This is a genomic window from Pseudomonas sp. R11-23-07 (genome assembly GCF_003852295.1).
Lineage (GTDB): Bacteria > Pseudomonadota > Gammaproteobacteria > Pseudomonadales > Pseudomonadaceae > Aquipseudomonas.
In genome coordinates, this window is sequence record NZ_CP027761.1 from 837,742 (window position 1) to 850,419 (window position 12,678).

13 protein-coding genes are annotated in these 12,678 nt (G+C 61.1%); 7 read left to right on the forward strand and 6 right to left on the reverse strand.

Annotated elements, in window-relative coordinates; all coding sequences use genetic code 11:
* Positions 1 to 156 precede the first annotated feature (156 nt).
* Together C4J84_RS03550 and rimI are read left to right on the forward strand one after the other, a co-directional pair.
* Positions 157 to 900 (forward strand): energy transducer TonB, encoded by a 744-nt coding sequence (locus tag C4J84_RS03550; protein WP_124372383.1) that lies wholly within the window; start codon positions 157 to 159, stop codon positions 898 to 900.
* Complete coding sequence (rimI, locus tag C4J84_RS03555) at positions 893 to 1,345, forward strand: ribosomal protein S18-alanine N-acetyltransferase (protein ID WP_003188286.1); 453 nt, start codon at positions 893 to 895, stop codon at positions 1,343 to 1,345. The genes C4J84_RS03550 and rimI overlap by 8 nt, the downstream gene beginning before the upstream one ends.
* Positions 1,346 to 1,465: 120 nt before the next feature.
* On the opposite strand, the gene C4J84_RS03560 is transcribed toward rimI, so the two are convergent.
* A complete protein-coding gene (locus C4J84_RS03560; RefSeq protein ID WP_124369487.1) occupies positions 1,466 to 1,870 on the reverse strand; it encodes a serine kinase/phosphatase in 405 nt (134 codons plus the stop codon).
* 139 nt (positions 1,871 to 2,009) lie between these two features.
* Here C4J84_RS03560 and can point away from each other — a divergent pair, with 139 nt between their 5' ends.
* The gene (can, locus tag C4J84_RS03565; RefSeq protein WP_124361159.1) at positions 2,010 to 2,654 is read left to right on the forward strand and encodes a carbonate dehydratase; all 645 of its coding nucleotides are present in this window, start codon (positions 2,010 to 2,012) and stop codon (positions 2,652 to 2,654) included.
* A 98-nt stretch (positions 2,655 to 2,752) separates the two neighbouring features.
* On the opposite strand, the gene C4J84_RS03570 is transcribed toward can, so the two are convergent.
* Together C4J84_RS03570 and acpA are read right to left on the reverse strand one after the other, a co-directional pair.
* Positions 2,753 to 3,922 carry a hypothetical protein gene (locus C4J84_RS03570; RefSeq protein WP_124369488.1) on the reverse strand — a complete coding sequence of 390 codons (1,170 nt, stop codon included), beginning with the start codon at positions 3,920 to 3,922 and terminating at the stop codon, positions 2,753 to 2,755.
* Positions 3,923 to 4,044: 122 nt separating this feature from the next.
* Positions 4,045 to 5,745, reverse strand: a complete 1,701-nt coding sequence (gene acpA / locus C4J84_RS03575) for an acid phosphatase (protein WP_124369489.1) — start codon at positions 5,743 to 5,745, stop codon at positions 4,045 to 4,047.
* A 155-nt stretch (positions 5,746 to 5,900) separates the two neighbouring features.
* Between acpA and C4J84_RS03580 the strand changes: the two genes are divergently transcribed.
* Positions 5,901 to 6,191, forward strand: coding sequence for a nucleotidyltransferase family protein (locus tag C4J84_RS03580; protein ID WP_124361163.1), 291 nt, complete (start codon positions 5,901 to 5,903; stop codon positions 6,189 to 6,191).
* Entirely contained in the window at positions 6,188 to 6,529 is a 342-nt protein-coding gene (locus C4J84_RS03585; protein ID WP_124369490.1) for a DUF86 domain-containing protein, read from the forward strand. The genes C4J84_RS03580 and C4J84_RS03585 overlap by 4 nt, the downstream gene beginning before the upstream one ends.
* Positions 6,530 to 6,567: 38 nt before the next feature.
* On the opposite strand, the gene C4J84_RS03590 is transcribed toward C4J84_RS03585, so the two are convergent.
* Positions 6,568 to 7,986 (reverse strand): short-chain fatty acid transporter, encoded by a 1,419-nt coding sequence (locus tag C4J84_RS03590; RefSeq protein ID WP_124365724.1) that lies wholly within the window; start codon positions 7,984 to 7,986, stop codon positions 6,568 to 6,570.
* 185 nt (positions 7,987 to 8,171) lie between these two features.
* On the opposite strand from C4J84_RS03590, the gene C4J84_RS03595 reads away from it, so the two are divergent.
* Together C4J84_RS03595 and C4J84_RS03600 are read left to right on the forward strand one after the other, a co-directional pair.
* Positions 8,172 to 9,461 (forward strand): MFS transporter, encoded by a 1,290-nt coding sequence (locus C4J84_RS03595; RefSeq protein ID WP_124369491.1) that lies wholly within the window; start codon positions 8,172 to 8,174, stop codon positions 9,459 to 9,461.
* A gap of 147 nt (positions 9,462 to 9,608) precedes the next feature.
* Entirely contained in the window at positions 9,609 to 10,925 is a 1,317-nt protein-coding gene (locus C4J84_RS03600) for a PAS domain-containing methyl-accepting chemotaxis protein (protein ID WP_124369492.1), read from the forward strand.
* 175 nt (positions 10,926 to 11,100) lie between these two features.
* Here C4J84_RS03600 and C4J84_RS03605 read toward each other — a convergent pair whose 3' ends face one another.
* Together C4J84_RS03605 and C4J84_RS03610 are read right to left on the reverse strand one after the other, a co-directional pair.
* Entirely contained in the window at positions 11,101 to 11,337 is a 237-nt protein-coding gene (locus C4J84_RS03605) for a hypothetical protein (protein WP_124365727.1), read from the reverse strand.
* 447 nt (positions 11,338 to 11,784) lie between these two features.
* A complete protein-coding gene (locus tag C4J84_RS03610) occupies positions 11,785 to 12,594 on the reverse strand; it encodes an AraC family transcriptional regulator (protein WP_124365728.1) in 810 nt (269 codons plus the stop codon).
* Between the last annotated feature and the right edge of the window lie 84 nt (positions 12,595 to 12,678).

Genomic DNA, 12,678 nt, shown 5'->3' on the forward strand with positions numbered 1-12,678 from the left:
CGCGATTGTACTGCATCGGGCGCGGGATTTATCCACAGCCGGTCAGTGTGCAGTGGGCGATTGTTGCCGAACAGCGGTAGAATCCCCGCTCTTTAGTTATCCACAAGTGGCTGAGCTGTGCTTACCGAGTCCCGACGTCGCGCTTACTTGAGCGCCATGCAGGTGGTCAACTGGCTGCCCCGCACCGAACTGCCGTTTGCCGCGCCGTCGCGGCCCGAGCTGTTGCAGGCGCCGGAGCCCTATGAAGCGTTCGCGCCGTCAGGCGAGGAAGCCGCCGCGCCGGTGGCGGTGATCAAGTCTGTGCCCGAAACGCGGCCGACGGTGGAGCGCACGAAGATCGAGGTGCCGCGCCCGTCACCGGTGGTCAAGGCAGTGGTCGCCGAAGACACTGCCCCGGTGGCCAAGGCCCCGGTCGTGCCGACGCCACGCTTTGCCCTGCAACTGCTGCGCGCCGGGCGTTGCCTGCTGCTGGTGGAATTGCCCACCGGCGAACGTTTCCAGTCGCGCGACCCGGCCTACCTGCTGCTCAAGGACATGCTGCGCGCCGCCGGCCTGCCCGACAGCCCGCAAATCGTCGGCGACCCGGTGCGCTGGCCACTGCTGGTGCGCGGCACCATGGACCAGGGCCCGGACGCCGCACGGGATTTTGTACAGAGTTTTGTTGCGGCACGCCTGGAAGACGAACCGTGCGTCTGCCTATGGCTGATCGGCTTGCCGGCCGTGCGCTTTGCCGGTGAGGCGGATGCCGAAGCCTGGTACCGCGAACTGCAGGTTGAAGGCCTGGGTTCGGTATGGGCCCTGCCGGGCCTGGAATTATTAATGGAAGAGCCACAGCGTAAGGCTGATATCTGGCAAGCCATGCGCCGGCTGATGGCGCGCTGGAAAACAACCGATGAGTGAGGCTTTATCCTTCCGCCCGATGACCGAGGCTGACCTCGATGCCGTGCTGAAGATCGAATACGCAGCGTTCAGCCACCCCTGGACCCGGGGCATCTTTCTCGACGGGCTGGGCAAGTACCAGATCTGGCTGATGTTCGAAGGTGAGCAACAGGTGGGCCATGGCGTGGTGCAGATCATCCTCGATGAGGCGCATCTGCTCAATATCACCGTGAAGCCGGAGAATCAGGGCCGAGGTTTGGGCTTGGCGCTGCTCGAGCATCTGATGTCCCGCGCGTATGCGGCCAATGCTCGTGAGTGTTTCCTGGAAGTGCGTGACAGCAATACCGGCGCATTCCGCTTGTATGAACGCTACGGCTTCAACGAAATTGGCCGTCGCAGGGATTACTACCCTGCGGTAGGCGGCCGTGAGGACGCGGTCGTGATGGCCTGCACCCTGGTCGACTAGACACCGAAATCCATGTGGGAGGGGGCTTGCCCCCGATGGCAGTGGTTCAGCCAATACATGAGTTGACTGACACACCGCTATCGGGGGCAAGCCCCCTCCCACATTTTGACCCGAGTTGGGTCAGCGTTTGCCGTCGAGCGGGTCCAGGTCAGCCAGTTCAGCCTCATCCAACCCATTCCCACCGCCAATTTCATCTTCATCGACGATGCTCAGGTCATAATCCGCCGCGCTATCTTCACCTTCCTCCCTTGCATCCCGCGCGCCGTCCTCATGGATCAGCGTTTCCGGGCTCATGTCATCATCGGTCGACTCATGGTCATCCGTCGAAGCCCCGGTCAGCCCGGCCTCGCGCACCCGTTCGTCGGGCATCAGGTGCTCGCGTTCGCCAGGTGGAAGTTCATCGCCGATTTCCGCGGTCTGGTCTTCTTCATCAAAATCCAGCTCGCGCATCGAACCCATGCGGTCTTCGTTATCATCAATCGGTTCGGGCTGCGTAGCGCCGTAGGGACGTCGTGATTCAGTCATGGCCAATCCTCATACTGTGGGGCTTATAGTGTGTGGACAGGCTTTGCGCCGCAAAGATTCAAGCTAATTTGCGCAAGGCGTGACCTGGACGAAGGCTTGTCAGTCACAAAACTGCGCATCATTCCTGAGGCTTTCCCTGATGAACGAACTACAAGACCTGCTAGACAACAACGAACGCTGGGCGGATGCGATCAAACAGGAAGATCCCGAATTCTTCGCCAAGCTCGCCCGCCAGCAAACCCCGGAATACCTGTGGATCGGCTGCTCCGATGCGCGTGTACCGGCCAACGAGATCGTCGGCATGTTGCCCGGTGATCTGTTCGTGCACCGCAACGTGGCCAACGTGGTGCTGCACACCGACCTCAATTGCCTGTCGGTGATCCAGTACGCGGTCGATGTGCTCAAGGTCAAACATATCCTCGTCACCGGCCACTATGGCTGCGGCGGCGTGCGCGCCGCGATGCAGGACCGTCAGTTCGGCCTGATCGACGGCTGGCTGCGCACCATTCGTGATCTCTACTACGAAAACCGCGACGTGTTGGCCCAGTTGCCCACCGAAGAAGAGCGCGTCGACCGCATGTGCGAGTTGAACGTGATTCAGCAAGTGGCCAACGTCGGCCATACCAGCATAGTGCAAAACGCCTGGCACCGCGGGCAGAGCCTGTCGATCCATGGCTGTATCTATGGCATCAAGGACGGCCGCTGGAAGAGCTTGAACACCACCATCAGTGGCTTCGAGCAATTGCCGCCGCAGTACCGCCTGCGGCCGTTGGGCGAAGTCTAAGTCCGTTTACGCTCACGCAAATGGGCGCCGCGCAAGACTCACCGAAGTCAGAGCCGATTTCTACTGTCAAATCTGACAGTAGAAATCCTGGGTGCTCCTCATAGCGCGGGCGGTGCGAGGGTGGGGGCAGGGGCTGCACTGCGCAGCTGCTTCAGCTGGTCTTTGATGGCGGGCGTGGCGCATTTGGCGTTGGCCTGCTCCGGGCTCAGGTTGCGCACCGAGGTGTAAAACAGTTCACAGGTCTGCTCCTTGCGCGTGACCTGCCAGGTGTTCATGCATGCCTTGAGCAATACATTCGCGTCGCTGGCGGGTTTTTGGCCCATGCCGGCTTGCCAGCAGGCTGCGCTCAGGTCCTGGCCCATCACTTTCAAGCCGGCCTCATCGGCCTTCTGCTCATTGCCGTCGTACGTGTCCGGGCTGGCGGCATACCAGATATAACTCGGATGGTTGGCGCCGAGCACCGAGACCGGCTTGCCCGGCTCCGGGTTGATCTGCGCCAGGCCCAGCACCGCCACCGTTTGCCCGTATTGTTGCTTGATCCAGCTGCGCACCGGCGCGCCGAAGGCCACCATCGGCAGCGAATCGCTGGGGCGCAGGCTCAGTTCCTTGACCATGCGGGTCTGGTAGTCGGTGAAGTAGCCGTAGACGGCTTCCAGGTCTTTACCCGCATTGGACGGCGCGGCGATGGGGGCGATATCGATGATGGTCTGGTAGGCCGGGGTTTCGCTGGCAGGAATGCCATTGCTGGTGAGCAGGGTCGCCCAGCGGTCGGTGGTAGCCGATTCCAGGTAGTCCTGGGCCTGGGTCAGCGAATAATCCGGCGGAAAATGCAGCAGCTCGATGCTTTTGCGGTTTTCCAGGGCCATGCCCAGCGGCAGGAACAAGTACCAGTTATAGGCCCACTTGCCGTCGCTGTTGAGCTGGCTGGCACCTCGGTAAGCCAGGTCTGCGGTATCGAGCAGTGTGGTCAGGGGCTGGCCGTAACCGTCCGGCACGCCGCTGAAGGTTGCCGCAACCTGGCCGTCATGCACCTTGACGCTGACCTTGGCGCGGCTGTAGCCGTCACGTTGCAGGCTCTGGTTCAAATAATGCTCGGCGGTCTGCTCCAGCGTCCAGGGCCGAAAACAGATCACGTTGCAGTTGTTGGGAAACGCGAACAACTGGGTGACACGCTGTGTACTGCCCAACGGCACTTCGATGTCGGCCTGTACGACCGCACTGGCCAGCAGTGCGGCCAGGGTCAAGCACAGCCTGGTCGGTTTGAACATAATTGGTTCCTTGTCAGCGAAAGCCCGTCTGCGCGGGATGAAAGCCCACCCTCACACAGTAGCGGCTGACCGGGAAAACCGCGTGCTAAATCGCCACATGTGTCGCGATTGGATAAGTGAACCTACACGCTGAACTGCAAGGTATTGCTCAAATCCCCCATGGGTTTCTGGCCGCGCGCGATCATCGCGGCATCCCTTTGCTTGAGGCCGTCCAGGGTCTCCAGCTGAAACACGCGGGTGATCAAGCGCAGAATCGACGCGGTGTCGTAGAGCGTGTGGTCAACCGTGCCTTTGCGTGCGAACGGCGACACCACCAGGGCCGGAACCCGTGTGCCCGGGCCCCAGCGATCGCCCTTGGGCGGTGCCACGTGGTCCCACCAGCCGCCGTTCTCATCGACGGTCACCACCACCACCATGTTGTTCCACTGCGGGCTTTCCTGCAGCAGCTTCAAGGCGCGGACGATATGGCGGTCGCCCGAGGCCACATCGGCATAGCCAGCGTGCATGTTCAGGTTGCCCTGGGGCTTGTAGAAGGTCACGGCGGGCAGCTTGCCGGCTTGGGCGTCGGCGAAGAACCTGTTGGTGCTCGACTCATCGCCCAACCCGCCGTCGCGCAGGCGTTTGTCGCGCTCGGCACGGTTCTCGGGGCCCTGCTGCTTGAAGTAATTGAACGGCTGATGGTGGTACTGGAAGTTCGGAATCTTGGGAATACCGCCCGAGTCCTTGAATTGCTCCAGGGTGGCTTGCCAGGCGCCGGCGTACCAGGCCCAGTCGATGTTCTTTTTCGAGAGCTTGTCGCCAATGTGTTCATGGGTTTGCGGTACCAGCACATTGGGCAGGTCCGGTTTGGCGTAGTCCGGGTTCTGCGGGTCGCGGATCCAGGTCGGCCAGTAGGGCGGAGCCAGCGTATTGACGGCGTAACCGTCCGGCGTCAAGGCGCTGGGGCCGAACTGCGGCGGGCCGGTCATGGCGCTGGCCGGCGAGGTGTCCAGGGGCTTGAGGCGCGTGTCGGCGGGGTCATCGCTTTGCAGCGTGGCGATCTGCGCCTTGGCCACCGATTGCGCGGCATTCGGATAGATCGGTGCCGTGGCGCTGATCAGGTACTGATGGTTGAGGAACGAGCCACCAAACGCACCCTGGAAAAAGTTATCGCACAGCACAAACTCCTTGGCTACGTCCCACAGGCGCAGGGAATAGCGGCTCTGGGCGTAATGGCCCATCACCAGGCCGCCGGAATCGCCCCAGGCAACGAAACCGTCATTCTTGCCGCCGTTGATCTGCATCTGGTTCTGGTAGAACACATGCCACAAGTCACGGGTCACCAGGCTCAGCGGCAAGTCCTGCGCATCCGGGCCCTTGAGGGCGAACGGGGCGTTGGGCAGGTTTTCCTGGAATTGCACGGCGCTCGGGTAGGTCACACCATCCACGCTTTGCGGGCCCACCTGCAACACGCCGCCCCAGGTCGGGGGAAGGGTGGTCAATACGCTGCCATCGCGGTCGCGTTGTTGAACGTCAGCCACCGAAAGCGCCGAGAGAGGTTTCTCCAGCCCGGGGAAGTCTGCAAACAGATTGTTGAAGCTGCGGTTCTCGGCGTAAATCACCACGACGGTTTTCACATTGTCGCGCAAGGCTTTATCCAGCTCCTGCGAGGTGAGTGGGCGCGGCATCGGTTTTCCCGGTGCTTCGCCGGTATTACCGCACGCACTCAAGGTCGCGCCCACCCCCAGTACCGCCGCGCCCCCCAGGAAGCGCCGACGACTGGTGTCAACCGGCGGTTGGCCTGGCGAATCCGTGGAAGGGCGGTCTACGTGCTCGTCACTCATTGCGCGGGAGTCCTTGGCGAGATGTTGCAAGATGTTTCGCAGGACGGTAGCAATGGAATGTGACGGAACAAAGACAGACCTATGATGAGTGGGCCGTGCCTACACCGCATAAGCGCTGCTAGACTGGCCTCTTGATGCAGGCCGCGAGGTGAACCGTGAAACCTTCAATTGCACTTGATCTACAACGAGCCGCTGTTAGAGAAGTGGTCGGACGTTTTCGTATATCAAATCCGAGAGTGTTTGGGTCTGTATTACTGGGGACCGATCACGAAGGCAGTGACCTGGACCTGCTGGTCGACGCACCGCCGGGAACGACGCTCTTTGATCTCGGTGGGTTGCAGGTAGAGCTTGAAAGCTTGCTGGGCGTCAATGTGGATCTGCTGACCCCCGGTGATTTGCCTTTGAAGTTTCGCGCGAAGGTGTTGGCTGAGGCTCGTCCGGTATGACGGAAAATCGCCTTGGGGATTATCTGGAACACATCAAGCAAGCTTGCACTGACGCGATTACCTTTGTTGAGGGGTTAAGCAAAGAAGAGTTCTTGGAGGACAGGCGAACGCAACAAGCAGTGGTCATGAGCCTGATCATCATTGGTGAGGCGTCGACGAAAATCATGGACCGGCACCCCGACTTCGCTACAGAACATTCATACATTCCCTGGCGCAATATGCGCGCGATGCGCAATCGAATTGCTCACGGTTACTTCGATATCAACTTCGATGTCGTTTGGGACACGATACAAAGCGCATTGCCCGATTTGCTGGAGCGCCTTCCCCCCACTGAATGACCGCACCTACTGTACTAGCAGGTACGGTCTGCCGCTATCTACGGCATCACCGGCGGCAAATACGTCAGCGTCGTCCCCAACGCCCACAGCAAGAACAACACCAGCGGCGTGTGCACCAGCAATTGCACGAACGAAAACCCGATCAGGTCCCGCGCCTTCAGACCCAATACGCCCAGCAACGGCAGCATATAGAACGGGTTGATCAAGTTCGGCAGCGCTTCGGCCGCGTTGTAGATCTGCACCGCCCAGCCCAGGTGATACTGCAGGTCATTGGCCACTTGCATCACGTAAGGCGCTTCGATGATCCACTTGCCGCCGCCGGAGGGGATGAAGAAGCCCAGCACTGCCGAGTACACGCCCATCAGCAGGGCGTAGGTGTCGTGGGATGCGATGGAGGTGAAGAACAGCGAGATATGGTGCGCCAGGGTCTGGCCGTCGCCGCCTTTGACCACGGTCATCAGCGCCGCGATCGAGCCGTACAGCGGGAACTGGATCAGCACGCCCGTGGTGGTCGGCACGGCGCGGGCCACGGCATCGAGGAAGCTGCGCGGGCGCCAGTGCAGCAGCGCGCCGACCATGATGAACAGGAAGTTATAGGTGTTGAGCCCCGAGATGGCGCTGATCGCCGGTTTGGTCGAGAACTCGTGGAACAACCAACCGGCCGCCAGCAGCGCCAGCAGAATAGTCAGCAGCGGGCTGTGCTCCAGCCATTCGCCGGGTCGGGTCGGCGCCTGCGGCTTGGGCAGGTTGAATGCCGGGTCGACGCCACAGGCCTTGGCATCCCGCGCACTGTTCGGGCCCGGTGCGGTGGCGTAGGCGATGATCAGCGACACGATGATCAACGCCAGTAACAGCACGCCGGATTGCCACAGGAAGATGGTCTCGGTAAACGGGATCATCCCGGTGATCGCCAGGATTGACGGCGGCAAGCTTCCCGGGTTGGCCTGCAACTGCGCGGCCGACGACGACAACCCCAGCGCCCATACGGCACCCAGGCCCAGGTAGGCCGCAGCGCCAGCGGCGCGGTAGTCCATGCGCAAATCCGTGCGACGGGCCAATGCACGCACCAGCAAACCGCCGAACACCAGGGACAGGCCCCAGTTGAGCAAGGAGGCCACCATGGAAATCAACGCGACCCAGGCCACCGCCGAACGGCCGTTCTTCGGGATGCGCGCCAAGCGGTCAATCAGCTTTACCGCAGGCGGCGAACTGGCGACCACATAACCGCCAATCACCACAAAGGCCATCTGCATGGTGAACGGGATCAGGCTCCAGAACCCGTCGCCAAATGCTTTGGCGGCTTCGCTGGGCGCAGCGCCCATGCCCAGGGTCGCCACGGCAACGATGATCACGGCGAGGGCGGCGAACACCCAGGAGTCGGGGAACCAGCGCTCGGCGAAGTTGGAGCAACGCAAGGCAAATCGGGCATAGCGGCTTTCTTCGATAGCATCGGCCACGAGTCTTTCCTCTTGTATTTATTATGGGGATGGCAGTTTTTCGGCATGTTCCTCCAAGGTCATTGATTTGGGAATGTAGTTATCTTCATTGATCAATGAGTAAAACAAATATATCCGTCGCGATTGCCATCATCCGGTTCAACTCATAACCTGCACGCCATTTTGTTTGTCTGCCGAGCCCGTACATGACTGCCACCTTTTCGTCACAGGCGCAGCGTTTTTCCCGCTCCGACTACAAAACCCTGGGCCTGGCCGCCCTCGGTGGCGCCTTGGAAATCTACGATTTCATTATCTTCGTGTTCTTTGCGCTGACCCTCAGCCAACTGTTTTTCCCCCCGGAAATGCCCGAGTGGCTACGCCTGTTGCAAAGCTTTGGCATCTTCGTCACCGGCTACCTCGCGCGCCCGCTGGGTGGCATCCTGATGGCGCACTTTGCCGATCACCTGGGACGCAAGCGCGTGTTCAGCCTGAGCATCCTGATGATGGCTTTGCCCTGCCTGCTGATCGGCATCATGCCGACCTACGCGCAAATCGGCTATTTCGCACCGCTGATCCTGCTGGCGCTGCGTGTATTACAAGGCGCCGCGGTGGGGGGGGAAGTGCCCAGCGCCTGGACCTTCGTCGCTGAACACGCCCCGCGCAGCCATCGCGGTTATGCCCTGGGTTTTCTGCAAGCCGGCCTGACGTTCGGCTACTTGCTCGGCGCACTCACCGCCACGCTGCTTGCACAGGTCTTCACCCCGGCCGAGATTCTCGACTACGCCTGGCGCTTGCCCTTCCTGCTCGGCGGCGTATTCGGCGTGATTGGCGTATGGCTGCGCCGCTGGCTCAGCGAAACCCCGGTATTCCTCGAAATGCAGGCCCGCCGCCAGGCCGCTGCCGAACTGCCGCTGCGCACCGTATTGCGCGACCACCGCGCCGTGTTGCTGCCGGCGATGATCCTCACCTGTGTGCTCACGTCGGCGGTGGTGGTCCTGGTTGTCATCACCCCGACCATGATGCAGAAAACCTTCGGCATGAGCCCCAGCCACACCTTCGCCTTGAGCGCGTTGGGGATTGTGTTCCTCAACATCGGCTGCGTGCTGGCTGGCCTGCTGGTCGACCGCATTGGCGCCTGGCGCGCGGTGCTGGTCTACAGCCTGCTGTTGCCGGTGGGGGTGTTTATCCTGTACGCCAGCCTGATCAACGGCGGCGTCTGGCTGGGCGCGGCGTATGCCGTGGCCGGCTTGAGCTGCGGGGTGGTGGGCGCGGTGCCGTCGGTGATGGTCGGGTTGTTTCCAGCGCATGTGCGCGTATCGGGAATTTCCTTCACCTACAACATCGCCTATGCGCTGTGGGCGAGCACTACGCCGCTGATGTTGATTGCGTTGATGCCCACTAGTCCGTGGATTTGCGTGGGCTATTGCGTGGTGATGGGGGCGGTGGGGGTGGGGAGCGTGATGCTGTTCGGCAAGCGCCACACCTTGGCGGGCTGAGGTTCTGGTCAGAAAGTGCCGGAGCAACAACGTGCCGACCATCATCGAGAGCGGAATATAGTTCGGCCAATGCCGCAAGCCCTCTTCAGAAAAGGCCAGCTGCGCCGATGCAGGTTAGACACCCACCTCACTTGCCATCGGTGCCCCATGTTCAATACCCGCCTGAAGCAGGAGCTGTCGGCTCTTCGCGAAGAATTGTCGAGCTTGCTCCAGGTCAAAGAGAGCCTGGAAAACGAAATGCTGTGTCTGACGCTCGGTCCTGATGGGCGGGTGGAGTGGGCGAATGCCAACTTCCTGCGGGAACTGGCCTACCCGTTGGGCGAGATTGTGGGGCGGCCGATTGAAGACCTGACGCCGGCCCACATCCGCCAGAACGAGTTCCAGTTGCGCTTCAAGCATGCGCTGGCGCGTGGCGAACACTTCGCGGGAGCCGTGCGCTTGATGCGCGGTAGCGGCAAAGAGGCGTGGCTACGCTCGATCCTACAGCCGGTGCGCAGTTCGGACGGGCGTCTTCTGCATTTTGCGATGTATTCCAGCGACCTCACGCGCACCATCGAGAGTTCGCGTGAACATGAAAACCTGATCACCGCGCTGATGCGCTCCACCGCATTGATCGAGTTCGACCTCGACGGGCAGGTGCTCACCGCCAACGACCGCTTCCTCAACGCCATGGGTTACAGCCTGGCGCAGATCCAGGGTAAACATCACCGTATGTTCTGTGAGCCACAGGAATACAACAGCCCTGAGTATCAACAATTCTGGAAGCGCCTGAACGCCGGTGAGTTCGTCGCGGCGCGCTTCAAACGCGTGGACAGTCATGGCCGCCTGGTGTGGTTGGAAGCCACCTATAACCCGGTGGCTGACGCCAATGAGCGGCTGTACAAAGTGGTCAAGTTCGCCACGGTGATCACCGACCAGGTCAACCGCGAGCTTGCGGTGGCCGAGGCTGCCAACATTGCCTACAGCACCTCCCGGCAAACCGATGACAGCGCCCAGCGCGGCACCACCGTGGTGACTCAGGCGGTGGAGGTAATGCGTGACCTGGCCGAGCATATGCAGCGGGCCGGCGAAGGTATCGAGGCGTTGAACGCCCAGTCCCAGGTGATCGGCAGCATCGTCAAGACCATCAGCGGCATCGCCGAGCAGACCAACCTGCTGGCGCTCAACGCGGCCATTGAAGCTGCGCGGGCCGGTGAGCAGGGACGTGGCTTTGCGGTGGTGGCCGATGAGGTGCGGCAATTGGCTTCTCGGACCAGCAAAGCCACCGAAGAAATAGTCGGCGTCGTGCGTCAGAACCAGGACATGGCCCGCGACGCAGTAGCCTTGATGGTCGGCGGCCGCCAGCAAGCCGAGCAAGGCCTGGCGCTGGCGGCGGAAGCGGGCACGGTGATCGTGGAGATTCAGGATGGCGCGCAAAAAGTGGTAAGCGCCGTCGGGCAATTTGCCAACCAACTGACGAACTGACTGATTAGGTTTTCTCTCTCAAAGCCCGCGTCAACGCCGTACGCGGTTTTGAATACAACAGCACTCAAATGTGGGAGGGGGCTTGCTCCCGATAGCAGCGTGTCAGCCAGCCTATCTGTCGCTGATACACCGCCATCGGGAGCAAGCCCCCTCCCACATTCGGTTAGTGGTGTTTTCAGGTGCGCGGCATGCAGTCGATGGTGCGATTTAGAACGGTTTTGGCGATCTCCAGCAAATGCCACACGGCGTGGATCTTGGCTCGGTCGTGGGGTTGCAGATGGTCGCAACAGTCCCATACGGTTGCCGATGCGCTATGGATCAGATGGGAAATATAAAGTTGGGCGTCTTCGAAGCTGAGCTCTTCATTGACGACGAGGCAATCCATGGGTGGATCGGGAAGTGCTTTAGTCATGGTGTGGCTCCTATTGAACAAGGGAGCGACCACCAACGCTGCTAAACGTAGGGTGGCAGCTGTACGCGGGTTAGCAGACCGGTCAATAGGAAACCAGCGCACCCGAAGGTGCCCCACGCACAGCCGCCATGATGCAGTGTGAACGTGTGCCTATTGAACTCAGGCTGCTAAACCCGATCACTGAAACTCAGTGACGGACCGAAGACTAGCCATCGATTCCAACAGGCACAAGGCGGCGGGGATTGTCTCGGAAACGTCCTGCAATTTAAAGGGACACGGCTTGCTGGCCCTTTACAAACCATGACCAAATGCCAGCAACGCCACCTTATCCAAAATGTGGGAGGGGGCTTGCTCCCGATGAGGCCGTGTCAGTAACGCATCCGAAACTGACCCACCGCCATCGGGAGCAAGCCCCCTCCCACATTTGAATGCATTCCAAGTCTTGGATCAGCGCCCGAGCATCTTCACCCACCGCGACGGCGGCATGCCGTAGGCGCTGCGAAATTGCCGGGTCATGTGGCTTTGGTCGGTGAAGCCGGCGGTCATTGCCGCATCCACCAGTGGCAGGCCCTGGGCCAACAATTGGCGCACCAGGTCCAAGCGACGCATGGTCAGGTAGCGGTAGGGGCTGGTGCCGAACAGCAAGCGGAAATCCCGCGACAATGCCCAGCGGTCGCGCTCGGCATGCTCGGCCATTTCATCCAGGGTGATGCTGCGGCCCAGGGCGCTGTGGATAAATTCCCGGGCGCGCTCAGCGGCGATGTAGTCAAAGGATTTGCGGTTGGCGATTGCGCCGCACGCCTCGCTCAGCGCCTGGGCCAGGTCGAACATCGCGTCCTGCTCCTGCATCGGGTCGATCGGGCAATCCAGGCTTTGCAGCAACACTTCGCTGGCGCGATGCAGCCGAGGGTCGGTGGACACGCCGCCGGGTATGAAGGGCAACGGCTTACCGCCGAGGATCTGCTGGATCAGCGCCGGCTGCACATAAATCATCCGGTACTTGAAGCCTTCCGTGCTGCCAGCGCGGCCGTCATGGACTTCATCGGGGTGAATGACCATGGTGGTGCCGGGCAAGCTGTGGGTCATGCCGCCGCGATAATGAAAACTCTGCACGCCGAACAACGTGCGGCCGATGGCGTAGGTGTCATGGCGATGGGGGTCGAACGCAAAGCCGGCAAAGTACGCCTCGATACGGTCCAGGCCGCTGGCGTGCGGGGCGCGGTGCAGCCAGTCGAGGGTGTGGGTAGGGTTGCCCATGGTGACTTGTCACAAAAGGAGGTGGAAACACGTTAACCCAGTCTGTATGCCTTGTCTGCCGAGGTCTTGTACGATCGTGCAGAG